Raw genomic sequence first — 17,368 nt, 5'->3', positions numbered from 1 at the left:
TTAGTATCCTATCGCCCTAAAATACGCGCCAACAGGCGTAGGATGATTAGTAGGGCTTCTATAACATCGGAACTGACTCCGATCTACTACATGTACTGAACATATTCCGGAGTCTTGAGGGTTATAACCACCGTTAGCTAACACAACATTTAAACATGCGTTCGGAAAGGGGATTGGGAAATTATTTAAATATCCGGCCTCCATAGAACCATAGCCTTGAACTAGCACAAACCCCCACATTTCAATTAAACCCGAAGGTAGTTTTTGCCAGCCGGTAGAACCTAGGTTTGCGTTGAAAAACGACATATCTGGAACCTGATTAACGCCAGCTCCTATTTCCCGTTTTGCAGCTTCATTTAAACCTAAGTTTTTTATAAACGTATTTTTATCAGGAATATCTGCGCCGTTTTTTGCTTTTTCCAATGCAGAGTTGGAAATTTTAGTTATAATTTTTTGTTCTAATGCTCTATTTAGCTGGGCGATTAGTTTAACAATATCCCCATCATCCAGAACATCATCGCCAGATTGTGTTGCAATAAAGTCAGCGACGGCAGAGGCTATTGTTGATGATTGACGCAATGCTTTATTTAATACATGAATAGTAATATGTTCTGGTGGGAACCCGGTTTTTAAATCCTGTCTGTTTTCGTATTCTTGTTGACTCACTATGTTGGCATTATTATTAATAGAAAACGCTTTAAAATCATTCTTGGGACTCATATACACTTTCCTTAAATAAAATAATGTTCTGTTATAATTAACATGTTAAGTTATAGTATAGGTAATTTATCGAGGTTGATTCTAATTATAGTCTACTCCAAAAAGAGGAGAGTAAGATTCTATTATAACTTAAACGATTGATTATTTATATATGACTGATAGCAATAAGTTATTTAACATATTGTTATCGAAAGTATATTCAAGACGTTTATATTTCACGTATGGAAATTATTTTATCTTATTTCTTTTGGGAAATTTTAAATGATTTCCACAAGTTTTATTAAAATACATTATGTCAAAGTGGTAACTACGAAAATACTATTGTTTTGTCTATTGATTAGATTATTATATTTGTTTTATACCCTATGGATTTCAAGATGCATCGCGGCGGCAAGGGAGCGAATCCCCGGGAGCATATACCCTATGGATTTCAAGATGCATCGCGACGGCAAGGGAGTGAATCCCTGGGAGCATAGATAACTATGTGACCGGGGTGAGCGAGTGCAGCCAACAAAGAGGCAACTTGAAGGATAACGGGTATAGATAACTATGTGACCGGGGTGAGTGAGTGCAGCCAACAAAGAAGCAACTTGAAAGATGACGGGTATATGTTATGTTCCATAAATATAGAGGAGTATACCTATCAAATAAGGAGAGAAGTTATCTCCTAAAAAAATAAAATGAAAAAAGGGCTGCCATGCAGCCCACAATGTTAATCATAAATTATACCTGACCGGATTAATACTTCAAAAGCATCGGAAATCGACCGGTCAAAAAAGTCATTATCATCACTGGAGAAAAGATCGGGGATAGAATAGTGCCCGGTCTTGATAATTTTATTATTCTGGTATTTGTGGCCACTTAATATCTGAAACCATTGAAGTATCAACACGGTTCAGTAATACCACATACTTCTTCCAGGCAAGCAATAATGCTTTCTCTGCGTCTGAGGCCATCTCAGTTTCAATGGCATATTGTAATAAAGTGATAGCTTCATTAGCCTGTTGACGAAGAATGACACGTTGTTGTTCTGCCTGTTTAATCTGGTTGGCTTTTTGAGCTTCAATATCCGTTACCCATTTTTCACCATCCCACTTATCAAAATCGGTGCTTGGTTGTTTGAATGTCAGTGTTTCTGGTAATTCACCCGGTTTAATGATTTCCTTCTGTTCCCCAGTTTGGGTGTTGTAAGCTATTCTCCCTCGATAGTCTGGTACCATTTGCCAGCCGGTTAAATCAGGTGAACGACAGGCGATATATCCCTCTTGGGCTTTAGGTGGTGCGTCTATGCAGGAATTGGCAGGAAGGCCGATACCAACGGGAAGGTACTCATCAGAACTGTTTAAATATTCCAGCGTAATCGCATCGTAATTAAACACAACGATACTTCCGGCACTGATGGCAATATTATTTTTATCCAGTACAGCCTTATTCATCATGCAATCCTCACAATGTAATTAAATGCCACATTTCGTGGACGTGTTTCTGTTCCCGTTGAAGCAGCAATCGCATTATCCATATAGCCGTAACCACCAGATCCCATGCCGATAGCGATGCCTATTCCGCGAGGATCAATGCCGTAGTTAATGTTTTGGTAGACACTATTGAGAATACGGCCCGCTGAACCTACCCCGTCGGTTCCGCCATTTGAGTTGGACCACATCCGGACAACCCTGTGACTATGTGGAGCAATATCTGCTAGTTGCCCGGATAATAGATATCGGCCAATATCCACCCCACGCCCATCATCCCAGCCCCGGATAAATTCACCCCGTAAATCGGGTAATCTGCCAGTAGGGTAAGCTTGCGCTAATTGTGGATATAAAGTTTGATCGAAGATCGCTCCATTGCATTTCACCCACCCATTTGGTGGTATGTCAGTCGGCCAAGGAAGTGGTATTCCTACCGGGATTTCTTCAAGTACCAACGTGCTCATTATGCTGCCCTCATCATATAGTTAAACGCTAGGTTATGTGGCTTTGATACCCCTATACTCGTTATCTTTCAAGTTGCCTCTTTGTTGGCTGCACTCGCTCACCCCGGTCACATAGTTATCTATGCTCCCGGGGATTCACTCCCTTGCCGTCGCGATGCATCTTGAAATCTTTAGGGTATATCGGTCATCCGCCACTGGGGTAAACTGCTGCTAATTTTGGATATAAAGTTTTATCGAAGATTGCTCCATTACATTTCACCCACTATTTGGTGTATGTCAGTCGGCTAAAGAGGTGGTGCACCTACCGGAATTAGCTTTTCCAATAAGCTTCGGTTTTTCACAAGTACATTTTTATTAGGAATATCTGCAACATTTTGTGATTTTTTCAATGCGTAATTGGAAATTTTAGTTATGATTTTTTGTTCTAACTCTCTATTTAATTGAATGTTGAGTTTAACGATATCACTATCATTGAGAACACTATCACCAGATTGTGTCATGATAAAATTATCTACAACAGAGACTGTTGTTGACGATCGACGTAATACCTTATTTAATAAATGCGTGGGGACATTATCTGGTAGAAATCCAGAATACAAACTCAGGATTTTTTCGTATTTTTCTTGATTTACTACATTAGCATTATTGCTAGTAGATAAATCCTTAAAATAATTTTTGGGACTCATATACTTTCCTCAAATTAGATTATGTATTTATAGACCATACCTTGAGTTGTTGTAAAGATAGTATCCGTTCATTTATAATTTAGTTCAGAAAAGGAATAATGGAATGATTTATAACTTAGGTTGTTAACTACTTATATGTAGTTGGTAGTAATAAATAGTCAATGTTTTATAATTGAAAATATACCAAAGCTATTAATGTCTTATTTCTGAAAATTATATACCCAAGAAACTTCAAGATGGATCGCGATGGCAAGGGAGTGAATCCCCGGGAGCATAGATAACTATGTGACCGGGGTGAGCGAGTGCAGCCAACAAAGAGGCAACTTGAAAGATGACGGCTATATATTACCACAACTATTAATCTCGACGGTTTAATTAGAGGTTATATCATGATTATGAAGATTTCTTTATGAAAGGATGGGTGTTAGCTCTGGACAGCAACTGAAAGATTCTTATATCCATAAATAAGAAATTTTATTTATGATATATTTTTGTTTTTCTTTTGTTAATATTATGCTTTAAGGATTTATCTGTATTTTTATAAAAAAATCAGACTATTATTGTTAGATGATATTTTTGTAGATGAACTATTATTTTATTTTGCTTATTCATTTGACCATATTTATAGAGATATCAGCTCATTATATCTTTGGGATTAATGCTTCTATTTTTCGGTATATTGTGTTGTCTTTGTGAATAAATTTATTCTTAAGGGAGAAATATGTTTAAAAAATTAGAACAAGTCATCTTTGATACCCGTGATAACAAAAGCATTTTCTCTCTTATTTCTTTGGTTATATACCCTATGGATTTCAAGTTGTATCGCGACGGCAAGGGAGTGAATCCCCGGGCGCATAGGTAATTATGTGACCGGGGTGAGTGAGTGCAGCCAACAAAGAGGCAGCTTGAAAGATAACGGGTATAAAAAGAACAATGGGATAAATAAGATGGTGGCTGAAAACAGCAATCAGCCTGAATTAAAACAAATTATATAAAACATGCTTAATTGATTGCTGTCATTGTGCTTTTTACCGTGGGAAGGACGGGGGATTTGTATCATCCGCGGGAAATTAGATTTTCAAAGCAACTGTTGTATCTGTCAGATGCAGTAGTTTTCCATACCCAATGGATTTCAAGATGTATCGCGACGGCAAGGGCGCGAATCCCCGGGCGCATATAGATAACGATGTGACCGGGGTGAGTGCGTGCAGCCAACAAAGAGGCAGCTTGAAAGATAACGGGTATATTTAACCTAAACTTAATTAAGGGATTATTTATGGGGAAATCATCAAACCGTAGTGCGGAATTTTTCTTTACTGGGAAATATGATGATGATGATGGTGGGAATAATATTGTTGCTATTGGATTGGGAGGGGAGATTTATGCCAAAGGAGGGAATGATCATATTACCGTTGGTTCGCTAGGAGCAACAATCTATGCCAGTTCTGGTGATAAGACCGTAGATGGTGGTGCCGGATATTTAAAAATAGTGAATATTGGCGGTGATCTGAAGGTACATGGTGCCGCGGGTTACGCAAGTATTGATAAAAACGGTAATGGCAATATTTCATTTATTGGTGCGGCGGGTGGTGTTTCTATGGATCACCGAGGGAGCAGCGGTAATCTAAATTTTTCTGGGGCTGCTGCTTATAATAACCTCAGTCGTAGAGGTCAATCCGGTAATGTGACATTTAAAGGTATTGGTGGTTATAACGGATTATGGCACGAAACTCATCAGGGGGATTTAAACTTTAATGCCGCAGGGGCGGGTAATAAAATTGACCGTACTTGGCATGACCGTTATGAAGGAAGCAAGGGAAATGTGATATTTGTTGGTGGAGGGGCAGCAAATAGCATCAGTTCACGGGTGGAAAGCGGTAATATTGAGTTCACTGGTGCTGGGGTTGATAACCACATTATTCGTAAAGGGAAAGAAGGCAATATTATCTTTCAGGGTGCTGGAGCATTAAATCGCATTGAACGTTTGCGAGATAGTAAAGATAAATATGAACAGACTCGCGGTAATATTGAATTTGAAGGTGCCGGGGGTTATAACAAAGTTTATTCTGATATAGCTCATGGTAATATCCGTTTCTCCGGTTCCGGTGGTTACAATGAAATATCAAGAATAGGTGAGGATAGCGATTCGTATAATAAAGCTTTGGGATACGCTAGCGCGGAGAAAATTGTATTAATAACGGCGAAGATGGGATCCCAGAAGCCTCAGCAAGTGACTGCTATTAAATCAACGACTGAGTCTAATACTTATCTCTTTGCATTTGCTGACGGAAAATATACTAAGATCAGCAAAGTTCAGCTAAAAAATGATCCTAAAACCAATAAATTGAGTTATTACTCCACTTCATGGCGTAAAAATGGTAATCAACTCAAAAATCTTGCTACGGAAAATATCTCTTTAGAGAATGGATATGATGATATAAGCAATGATGGTGATTATCGTCTTTCCAATTTAATCTTTGAACATCATCAACCCGTTACTATTCAGCATACTGTTGAAGAAGATTTGCGAGAAAATCAGTGGGTGACTTATGCCAGCGGAACCACGGCTAAAGCAGAAGATATCAAGCTGATTGATGCAAAAATGCATGGGCGTTCAATCCATTCTAATGGTTCGGTATTGGATGTTTCGGCGGTGAAATCGAATCGTCGATCAAATGCTTATGTCTATGCCAAATATGTCGAGTCATATACCAAAGTGGTTGTGGTGGAATTGAAGAATGATGATAAAACCGGCGAGCTGAAATATTATGCCAGTGCCTGGTATAAAGCGGGCGACCATACCCGAGATTTAGCCAATGAAGATTTTTCACGTGCAAATGGTTATAGCTCGATGGAGGTAGGGGGATATTCACTCACTAACCTTAAATATCAAGTCGATACTGTACGTCGTGTCTCTGAGCATTTAGAACATATTGAAGAAGATAGTCTTCAGGAATGGGTGAAATCATCTTCGAATATCGGTGATAGCTCCGGTGACGTTAATTTTAGCGGTATGGGTGGCGGAAACCTTATTAAATCCAGTGTAATAAATGGCAATGTTAATTTTGAAGGTGATGGGATTGCTAACGTCATTCTTCATAGTTCGAGATCTGGTAATACGCATTTTGAAGGCGCAGGTGCTGCCAATATCATCGAAAAAAGTGGCATAGATGGCAATCTGACATTCCGTGGTGCAGGTTTGGCGAATGTCCTTGTTCACCAAAGCCGGAATGGGGAAATGGATGTTTACGCTGGTGGTGCGGCAAACGTTCTGGTGCGTGTCGGTGATGGACGGTATCTGGCTCGTCTTTTGGCGATTGGCAATATTTCAATCCACCAAGGTAATGGCGATAGCCGGGTCGTCATGTTGGGGGGATATAACACCCATACCCAAATAGGTAAGGGCAGCGCGAATTGGTTAGGTGCCGGCGGTTTTAATGTCATGACCCAAAAAGGTAAAGGGAGTATTTCTTCGTTACTTTTGGGGGGTGCTAATGTGTTGACCAAGCTTGGCGGAGATAATCTGGTTTCCGGCATGCTCGGGGGAGCCAACATTATCACGCATATTTCGGGTGATAATGAAATATCAGATACCACAGCAATTGCGCTGGGCGGTGCCAATATCCTGACCAAAAAGGGAAGAGGTGATGCTGTTGCGCTGATGGGCGGTGGTGCAAATGTTCTGACTCACATTGGTTATGGAAGCACGACGGGGGTGATGTTGGGTGGTGCCAATATCCTGACCAAAGTAGGCAACGGTGATACTACCGGCATTATGCTTGGGATTGGTAATGTGCTGACTCATGTAGGAGATGATCAGACATTAGGGGTCATGGGAGCAGCAGGTAACATCTTTACTAAAGTGGGAGATGGAACTGCAATTGCGGCCATGATTGGTGCTGGCAATATCTTTACCCATGTTGGCAAGGGTGATGCATGGGCGTTGATGGGGGGTCTGGGCAATATCTTTACCAAAGTAGGGGATGGTAAGGCGCTGGCATTGATGATAGCCGCTGGCAATGTGTTTACTCACGTTGGGAATGGGATGAGCGTTGCTTTGATGTTGGCTAAAGGCAATATCGCTACCAAAGTGGGTGATGGGACGACCTTGGCAGCAATGATCGGTGAGGCCAATGTAATGACCCATGTCGGTAATGGCTCAACCTTTGCCGCGATGATCGGGCAGGGCAATATCCTGACAAAAGCGGGCAATGATTTGGCGCTTGGTTTGATGGTGGGTGAAGCTAATATCTATTCGCATGTAGGTGATGGCACCAGCATTGGCTTGCTTGCCGGTAAGTTGAACGTGATGACCAAAATGGGTGACGGGACAACGCTGGCGGCAATGTTTGGTGAAGCTAATATCATGACCCATTATGGCGACGGTTTAACTGGCGTACTGGCACTGGGTAAAGCCAATATTGTCACCAAAGTGGGTAAGGGTTTTATGGGGGTTGTGGCAGCGGCCGAGGCTAACGTTGTGACTCATATGGGAGCATCAACGACGGCTGCCGTGCTATTAGGTAAAGGCAATATTCTGACGAAAGAGGGTAGTGGGACGACGGTCGGCCTGCTTATTTCCGATGTGGGCAACATCATGACCCACATTGGTGATGGCACAACCGTGGGTTTCGCTAAAGGTAAAGCCAATATCATCACTAAAGTGGGGGAAGGTACAGGGATTAACGCCGTCTGGGGTGAGGCTAATATCCTGACGCATGTTGGTAATGGTGATCGTTACAATTTCGCGAAAGGTAAAGCGAATATCATTACCAAAGTGGGCGGAATGCGAGAAGTCACGGTAGTTCAGGGCGATGCTAACATTATCACCCATGTTGGTAACGGTGATGATTATACCGGCGCTTGGGGCAAAGCTAATGTGATTACTAAGGTAGGCGATGGGAATAATGTAGTACTTGCTAAAGCTGATGCCAACATTGTGACTCAGGTCGGGAACGGTGACAGCTTTAATGCCTTGTGGAGTAAAGGCAATATCGTCACCAAAGTCGGTGATGGTATGCAGGTTACCGCGGCAAAGGGTAAAGCTAATATCACCACTACGGTAGGGAATGGTTTAAGCGTCACTGCGACACATGGCGACTTGAATGTGAATACCAAAGTAGGTGACGGAGTTTCGGTCAACGCGGTGTGGGGTGAATATAACGTCAATACCAAAGTGGGAAATGGTCTCAATGTTGCGATCATGAAAGGCAAAGGTAATGCCAATATTCATATTGGCGATGGCCTGGGGATCAATGCCTCTTATGCCCGCAATAATGTGGCGATTAAGGTGGGTAATGGTGATTTCTACAGTCTTTCTATTGCAGAGAGCAACACACAAAGTAGTCATCTCTCTTCTCTGTTTGAGAATATTAAACAAACTGTGTTCAATGTAGAGGGAAGCCAGACGATTAATTATCTGATTCGTGGTGATGAGGCAAATACTTCTGGCGTCAATAAAGGTAGAGGGGCGATTAATTTAACCGAAGTTTCCGCCATTGATGGTTTCCAGATGGATAAAATTGATGAAGTGAGTTCGGATCTGGCGAACAACTTGAGTGGCGCAATAACCCCGGTAGAAACGCCTGATATTAACGTTATTCAGAATGACTTGCAGATTGGAGATAATGTTGGTTCAGCTCAGGATCAGGCATCACCACACGCTGATGCGGTTGTCAGACATGCGAAGCAGAATAAAGCCGCGCAAAATGCGTTAAGCGATAAAGAAAAAGCGGAGATAAATCATCAGCGTCTGCAACAAGAGAAAGATAAACAGCTTAAAACGATTTCAAAATCACAAGGCCAACTAGAATCAACCAATCAGGCTGCGCTGAATACCAATGGTCAAGTGCAACGTGATGTAATAAGTGAAGAGTCTAGGGGAGTCACGGAAGAACTATTCTCCCTGACTCAAGGTATGGGTGCGCTTAATAACTATGGAAATTATGATGGTAAATCAGGTGATGAGTGGCGTAATCGGTTTGCTGGTGGATATCTGGATAATATCCAGAATAAATTAAATGATGCCAAACTTACTGCACAGAAAAAATTAGCTGATGCACAGCAGCACTTTATTGATAAACGAGAAACAGTAATAACAGCCATTAAGAAATCAGAAGTAGGTTTCACGAAAAGCGCTGAGAATCTAGATAGTGCAGACGACGATATTGTAGACGCTGAGAAAAAAGCGGAGCAGAGAAAAGAAGAGGCATTATTACAGAAACAACGAGCCGATAAAGCGGTGAGTGACGCCAATACCGCGTATGACAAAGCGAAACAGCGTGGTGAAAGTGATAGTACAGCGGCGGAAAATAAAACGATACAGGCGCAGAAGAATGCAAAAAGCGTGAAACAGGCTGATAATGCTAAACCGGATCGCACTGGGGCAGCGGGCAGCGGTTTGTCTGGAAACGCTTATATACCGATTGAGGTGGAGAAATCGAAGAGTCATATCGATCCTGCATCAAAAGCTGAACCTGACGGTTGGCTCAGTGAAGATCTGGCACTAACAGCAGAAGATTTGGCTGCTTTGAATAATGCGCAACAAGCAGTCAATCGGTTACAGCTTAATAAAGGGATGCGTTCAGAAAATACCGGTGCTTCGATCATGTCAATGTTTACCGAAACATCATCCGATGGCGCGGTGAAATCAACTTTAAATAAATCCAGAGAATTAATCAGAAAAGCGCCGACGATTTCAGGTATTGATCTGCAAGGATTAGGGGGAAATAACCCTAGATCTCATTCTTCTGTACTTAAAAAACTAGAACTTATCTTACTGAAGAAGGATAACAAGCGGTTTATTGATTCGACTAAAAGGCGTCTTGGTTCGATAAATACCGATTTGCCTAGTAAGGCGCTGGTGGCCGTGCGTGAGGCTTTTAACCGTACCGTTGAGCAGCCCGATGAACAGCATGTATTGCAGCTTGAACAAACATTGGCGCATTGGCAGCAGCATGATCCCAAGGAATTCACTCAACGTAGCAAACTGGTGAAAAGCTTACGTTTTGAGATGGGTGAGCTGGTTGCTCACATTCAGGCCCAGAGAGCTGAGTCAGCCGGGATTTTGGGGATCGCTGTGGCACCTGAGCAGGTTACGCAGTTTGGACAGCAGGTATCGTTCGATGGGATTGGCCGTGTGGTGGGCCTGAAAGGCGATATTGCACAAAGCGAAATTAATCGTCTCACTGATTTGCAAATTAAGCCATTAACCCAGACTAACTCTGTAGCAGAGCGGGAAGCACCTAAGACCGAAAACGAAAGCCTTATCGTTTTCGTCAGCCGATTACAACAAGAAGCTATCCCAGAAGGTAAGCCGCTGATTGAACGTGCCAGAAAACTTTGGCTTACCGGGCAAGTGACAAATGAAAAAACCAAAGAATTATTTAAGGATGCTGTTGCCCAGTTGCAAACATATCCTGAATTGCACACGCTGGCTCAACAGCTATTGACTGATGCTAATAAAGAGAAGGCCACTGGACAATATATTGATAACCTGTTTGGCCGCCATTTTGATTCTGAACTGGCTTATGAACTGGTGAAAACGGCTTCACCAGAGGCGAAAAATACCGCTGAACGAACAGGTAACTTCTTGGTAGAAGATTTTGAGCGGTGGATAGGTGATCTTTATCCTGAAGGTGAGAAACGTAACGGGGCAATTGATAAAAAGATGAAATCTTTTGCCGAGGCTATTGATAAGGATTTTCGCCCTTGGTTCAGCCGGGTACCTGAGGTGACAACATTCTTGGACGATCCGACTTTTGCTAATTTCAAGACCATGATGACCAAGGTTGATGATGGTTTTTCTGTGATTAAGGTGCCGTTTCTGGCGGTAAAAATGGCGACTACATCGGGAATGGGGATGGATGTTGCTGACTGGAAGAGAAAAGGGGATTCTTTCTATCTGAACGTGATCACCAAAGCTCGTTCAACCAGTACTGAACTGACTGCCGGGACGAATGCGGAGGATGTTAAGTACAAAGTAAAAATTACGGAAAAGCAGACCAATGATTATGGCACGGCGTTGCCCTACCAACCTGCGAATAATAAACATGACGACTTTTTGTATGGTAGAAAGGTCGCGGCAGGCCGGATCTTGACTCCCGGACGGGAAACGGCATTTGAGAGTAATGCATTGGAGCGAGGCCAGTCTGTGGTAACTGGCGCGTCTGGCTCGACCAATATCATGGTTCACCTCAATGACTATATTGCCAGCAAGCAACCCGACTTCTCAACCGGGCAGAGCTATCTCAATACGCTGTCGTTTTTGGTATTTGATGGTGGTCACTCTGTCAACGAAAGTCTGGTGGTTTATCAGGCACTACAAGCAACTGATGAGATAAAACGTAAACAGATACTGAACAGCTACACGGCTAATTATCAGGATCTGGCGGATATTGCTGGGGAATCGGGTAAGGTGTGGGTAAATCAGGCGCTGGATAACGCGTTTAAAGAAACTCAAGAGTTTTATCAGAAGTATGCGGTAGTAAAACCACAAAGCCGCCCTGCGGTGGAAGACTTAGAGGGGTTATCTGGCACAAATAAAGGGGTAGAACCGACGATTATCGGCGATAGTCATCTGAAAAAGCCCGTTGATGGCTGGCAAAAGGTGGACGTAACGCCGCAGACTGATGGTCGTGAAACCCGTTTTGATGGTCAGATTATTCTTCAGATGGAAGATGACCCGATAGCTGCCAGAGCAGCCGCTAATCTGGCGGGTAAACACCCGGATTCCAGCGTGGTTATTCAACTCGACGCCAACGGTAAATATCGTGTTGTTTATGGCGATCTGGCTAAATTATCAAATAAATTACGTTGGCAGGTTGTCGGTCATGGTCGTGATACGTCAGAGCAGAATAACATTCGTCTGAGTGGTTACAGTGCTGATGAATTGGCGACGAAATTAAAGCAGTTTTACCAGGCGGCTAAGCTGGGCAAACAGGCCATCAGCAAACCCGATCACATCAGTTTGGTGGGTTGTTCACTGATTAGTGATAATAAACGGGATGGCTTTGCGCGTCGCTTTATTACTGAATTGGATAAACAAGGCATTCGCAGTGATGTGTCAGCCCGTAGTAGCGAAGTTGCGGTTGACGCAACAGGCCGTAAATTTACCCGTGACGAAAATAACCAATGGGTTAACAACTCGCCTGATAACAAAATTGTATTGAGCTTGAATGCGGAGAATAAACTGATAACGCATACCGAACAGGTTCGTCGTGGTATTGCTGAAAGCGATATCGACTTCGCTAAAGTTGGGTACACGCAGGCTGATTCGGTTACCAAAGGGGAAATTGCGGATAACACAGAAATTTTCATTAAGCCACAAAAGCGTGAAAAGGTTAATACCAGCGATAACTCGCATCGTCAGCTCAGTTACTCCGGTAATATCCAAGTGGATGTCGGTGAAGGAGAGTTTACGGCGCTTAATTGGGGAACCTCGAACGTAGGTATTAAAGTGGGAACCGGTGGTTTTAAATCGCTGGCTTTCGGTGACAACAATGTGATGGTTCACATTGGTCATGGTGATAGCAAACATAGCGTTGATATAGGCGGCTATCAGGCGCTTGAAGGGGCGCAGATGTTTATTGGTAACCGTAATGTCAGTTTCAATCAAGGACGCAGTAATGACTTGATTGTGATGATGGATAAATCCATCCCAACGCCACCGTTGGTCAATCCATTTGATGATACTGCCCGTATTGCTGAGGTATTGAAAGGTATTGCTCGTTCCGGTGAAACGCAGGATTGGTTAGCGGCACAAGATCAGCAATGGACAATTGCCGGAGCGAGGAAGTTTGTGCGTGATATGTCTGGTTTAGACCAAACCAGTAGCGTGGATTACAAAACGTTGCTTGATTTGGACTCACAACATGAACGTAGCAGCCGTGGTTTGCAGAATGACGCCGAATCAGCACTGAATAAGAAATTTAATCAGTGGTTAGGTGAAAATGGCAATAGCATTGAAATGGGCAAAATGAGCCGGGCAGATAAATTCCGTCAGGCTAATCAGAAGCTGGCCTTCAACTTTGCTGTTGGCGGGCGTGGCGCTGATATTCAGGTGACGACCGGCAACTGGAACTTTACGTTCGGTGACAATATTCAGTCAATTTTGGATACCAATCTGGGTTCACTGTTTGGTCTGATGACCCAGCAATACTCGGCAACGGGTATGGCGAAAACAACCTTCACCTATACCCCGCAGGATTTACCGCGTCAGCTTCAGAATAAGCTGCTTGGCCGATTATCGGAGGTGGGGGCGGATACCACTTTGGCGGATATTTTTGGTGTGGATTACACCGCGGATGGACGTATTGTTTCCCGCACGGGCAAGCCTGTTGATGGCGAGGCGATGCTAAAAGAGATGCTGGAAGTGATAAAGGAATTTAGCGGTGATCAACTGGCAGCCTTCACCAACCCGGGGAAATTGCTGGATAGTTTGGAGGCCGGCATCAAAGCGGGAGAAGATGGGGTCAGGACATTTGCGGAAAGTCATGGTTTGAAAGAGAAAGCGCCCGATAAAAATCAGGAACAAGGCGCGGTGGTTAGCACCAACGGAGATAGCGCTCAAGCGAATAACAAAGCAGAACGTGCATTTGGCTTTAATTCGCTGAATTTGCCTAACCTGTTTGCAACGATGTTTAGCAAAGATAAACAAGCAGAGATGCAATCATTAGTGACCAATTTGAAAGAGAATCTAACCGCAGATCTGCTCAATATGAAGCAAAAAACCTTTGATTTCCTGCGTAACAGTGGTCATCTGCAAGGAGATGGCGATATTAATGTGTCGTTGGGAAATTATAACTTCAACTGGGGTGGTGACGGTAAAGATCTCGGTGCCTATTTGGGCGATAACAACAACTTCTGGGGTGGTCGCGGTGATGATGTTTATTACTCACTAGGAACATCCAATATCTTTACGGGTGGTGAAGGCAATGATATGGGCGTTCTCATGGGGCGCGAAAACTGGATGTTTGGCGGCGATGGTGATGATACCGCCGTGGTAGCCGGACGTATTAACCATGTCTTTATGGGCGAAGGTAATGACCAGACGTTTGTCTTTGGTGAAGGCGGCCTTATTGATGCGGGTAATGGGCAGGATTACGTCGTGACTTCCGGTAACTATAACCGGGTGGATACTGGGGCAGGTCAGGACTACGCGGTGACCATCGGCAATAACAACCGGGTTGATTTAGGTGAAGGCGATGACTTTGCCAGAGTATTTGGCAATGACAACCGGATCGATGGTTATTCCGGCAATGATACGATTAAGCTGATGGGCTACCATGCGATGATTAATGGCGGAGAAGGTGATGATCACTTGATAGCCGCTGCGATTTCGAAGTTCAGCCAGTTTAATGGCGGTGATGGACAGGATTTGTTAGTGCTGGGCGGTTATCAGAACAGCTTCCAGGGTGGAGCCGGTGTCGATAGCTTTGTGGTCAGCGCAGAAGTGATTGATAACCGGGTTAACGATATCAACGCAGAAGATATGATCTTGTTTAATGGTGTTGACTGGAAAGACTTATGGTTCCAGCGCAGTGGATATGATTTGGTGCTGTCAGTGAACCGTCATACTCAGGATAACACTGCTCAGGAGATCTTTGAATCGGTGGGTTCAGTTACCTTTAATGATTACTTTAATGGTCATCGTGCCAAATTAGTGACGCAGATGGGGGATAAAGACAAATCGGGCGAGTATGAATTTACGGCACTTTCTGACAATGCGGTTGATTCATTGATTCAGGCAATGAGTAGTTTTTCCCCGACAGTGGGCGATAATGGTTTTATTGAGAGTCTGGGCAGTAAGGCGAGAGCTGCTGTTGCCACGGCATGGGCCGATGTAACTCTTGGCAAGGGAAAATTTGCCTAATTAGCTCTCTGTAAATCAGCAGAATAATTGTCGTAGAAATAAAAATAGCTCACAGAAATGTGGGCTATTTTTTGTTTTTTTGTGAAGTTTTAGTGGGTACTATTTCTGAGTTTTATTTGTTAATGTTGAATTTATTATAAGAATACAAGAAGTAATAATATTTCTGATTATTGTCATGAATTATTTATTTAGATAACGTATTGGGATTTTTTTGTGGACATATGTAATGCTATTATTGCTGAGGTAGAGTCGGTTTATTTTGTTATATTTTCTTTAATAACATAATGATTAAAATAAGTTTATTGCTTGTTTTTACATTGATGTTATCTTTGTATTTGAAAGTTTCTATTTAAATAAATTTTTAGCAAATGAAATCTATTGTTTTTTTGTGAGGAGGGTAAATGAGTAATAAAAATGATTTTAAGGCTTTTTCTACTAGGTTATGTCCCTCAATTAAATTATGGCCTTAAGAAATAAGCGGATACAACCTAATTTCACCATAGCGATATAATTTCTTGCTGTCTTTTCATAACGGGTGGCGATGCGACGATGCTCTTTGAGTCGACCAAAACATCTTTCTACAACATTTCTTCTTCGATACGTTTCATGGTCGAATTTAACCCGTCCATCTGACCGCGCTTTTTCATTTGATTTATAGGGAATTATCACTTTTATTCCCTGACTTTTTAACCGGTTACGTAATGCGTGGCTGGCATAACCTTTATCAGCAATCACCGCTTTTGAACGACGTTTCATAAAACCGTTTTTACGCTGAATACCCAGACCATCCAGCAGGCGCACTGCATATTGACTTTCATGACATTGACCTGCACTGAGTACCACATTCAGTGGATAGCCTTTTCCATCGACCGCCAGATGGATTTTGGAGCCATAACCACCCTGAGAGCGACCCAGGCCATGATTTTCGGTGACATCGGGATGTTTTTTTTGGCGCCCGCCGCACAATGTGCCGCACGAATGTTACTGCCATCCAGAGATATAGCTGACCAATCAACTAAACCTTGTTCATCCAGTATTGACAATAACTTATTGAAAATGAGGTTAATGAGCCCCGATTTTGCCCACCGATTAAAGCGATTATAGACGGTTTTCCAGGAACCATAACGTTCGGGTAAATCCCGCCAGGGGGCACCGGAACAGAGTATCCAAAACATGCCGTTGATAACCCGGCGGTGTTCAACATAAGGATGTCCCGCCCGTTGAGAATGTTCAGGGGGCAATAAGGGGAGCAGTAACTCCCATGCTTCATCAGGAAGGTCGTAACGAGCCATAACATGTTTTTTCCGAAAGTCAGAGCCACATAGATTATTCTATCTCAGCCTATTGCGGGACACACCCTAGTAGTAATGCGAATGTAGTCAGCCAAGAAAGATACGAAGAAAGTTTGAGTTTGTATTCTGGGTTTCCACCAGATAATGTTCCCACTCACTTATTAAATAAGGCACTACGCCAGTCATCGACAATAGCCTCTGTTGTGGCTAATTTTATGTCCACTCAGTGTGGAAAGGATGTCTTAGATAATGGTGATTTGGCAACCCTTAATAAGACTTTTACTGATTCATTAGAGTGTCATGCGAACAAAAATTTCCCCGGTAGTTTATCACTTAATGGTTATCAACAACTGCCGGGTGGATTAATACTTCAATGGGGAAGACATAATTTTACTCCATTAGCGATAAACAAAGTTATTTTACCAACGCCTTTTAAGCAGGGTTGTCTGAAGGTTTTTATGTCACCTGTTGGTGATTGGATATTTCCGATGTCAGCCGCACCTAACGGGACATTGAATACTTTTAACTCTTGGGTTGCAGCGCGAACGATTAATGCTTATGGGACTGAAATCAAGTTATCTGCTGGTGATACTTATGTATATGGAGATTATTTTGCAATCGGGTTTTAATTAGTATTTCAAAATGAATAATAAGCCGAACTTGTTTCGGCTTATTATTCATTTAAAGGAAATATAAAAATGTTATAAAATAGAATTGCATTATATATTTGGTTAATTTTTTGGATATTTTAGTAGCAAGAAATATATAAAATGATCTCGGGTATCTATTCCCAATGGATTAATAAGAAAATATATCTGGAAAACAGGTAAAATAAATCGTTATAATTGTCCCTGATGTAATC

General features: G+C 42.5%; 6 protein-coding genes and 1 pseudogene. 2 read left to right on the top strand and 5 right to left on the bottom strand.

Annotation, left to right across the window (positions count from 1 at the left end; genetic code table 11):
• From PluTT01m_RS17160 to PluTT01m_RS27260, 4 genes and pseudogenes are all read right to left on the bottom strand, one after another.
• Positions 1-720, bottom strand: coding sequence for a gp53-like domain-containing protein (locus tag PluTT01m_RS17160; RefSeq protein ID WP_011147517.1), 720 nt, complete (start codon positions 718-720; stop codon positions 1-3).
• A gap of 839 nt (positions 721-1,559) precedes the next feature.
• Entirely contained in the window at positions 1,560-2,159 is a 600-nt protein-coding gene (locus tag PluTT01m_RS17155; RefSeq protein WP_011147516.1) for a tail fiber assembly protein, read from the bottom strand.
• A pseudogene (locus tag PluTT01m_RS17150) lies at positions 2,156-2,632 on the bottom strand (phage tail protein); the annotation flags it as partial. The pseudogene PluTT01m_RS17150 and the gene PluTT01m_RS17155, both read right to left, overlap by 4 nt.
• 308 nt (positions 2,633-2,940) lie before the next feature.
• Positions 2,941-3,342, bottom strand: a complete 402-nt coding sequence (locus PluTT01m_RS27260) for a hypothetical protein (protein WP_011147514.1) — start codon at positions 3,340-3,342, stop codon at positions 2,941-2,943.
• Positions 3,343-4,618: 1,276 nt separating this feature from the next.
• On the opposite strand from PluTT01m_RS27260, the gene rtxA reads away from it, so the two are divergent.
• Complete coding sequence (gene rtxA / locus PluTT01m_RS17140) at positions 4,619-15,214, top strand: MARTX multifunctional-autoprocessing repeats-in-toxin holotoxin RtxA (RefSeq protein WP_011147513.1); 10,596 nt, start codon at positions 4,619-4,621, stop codon at positions 15,212-15,214.
• A 453-nt stretch (positions 15,215-15,667) separates the two neighbouring features.
• Here the strand turns inward: rtxA and PluTT01m_RS17135 are convergent.
• Positions 15,668-16,506, bottom strand: a protein-coding gene (locus PluTT01m_RS17135; RefSeq protein ID WP_232507859.1) for an IS5 family transposase whose coding sequence is annotated in 2 segments (ribosomal slippage) — positions 15,668-16,167 and positions 16,167-16,506 — 840 coding nt in all. Because the reading frame shifts where the segments join, the coding sequence is not laid out codon by codon here.
• Between the two features lie 113 nt (positions 16,507-16,619).
• Between PluTT01m_RS17135 and PluTT01m_RS28310 the strand changes: the two genes are divergently transcribed.
• Positions 16,620-17,135, top strand: coding sequence for a gp53-like domain-containing protein (locus PluTT01m_RS28310; RefSeq protein WP_370445604.1), 516 nt, complete (start codon positions 16,620-16,622; stop codon positions 17,133-17,135).
• Positions 17,136-17,368 lie beyond the last annotated feature (233 nt).

This window comes from Photorhabdus laumondii subsp. laumondii (assembly GCF_003343245.1).
Lineage (GTDB): Bacteria > Pseudomonadota > Gammaproteobacteria > Enterobacterales > Enterobacteriaceae > Photorhabdus > Photorhabdus laumondii.
The sequence above is the reverse complement of the archived record's forward strand: the minus strand, read 5'-3'. Positions and strand labels throughout refer to the sequence as shown.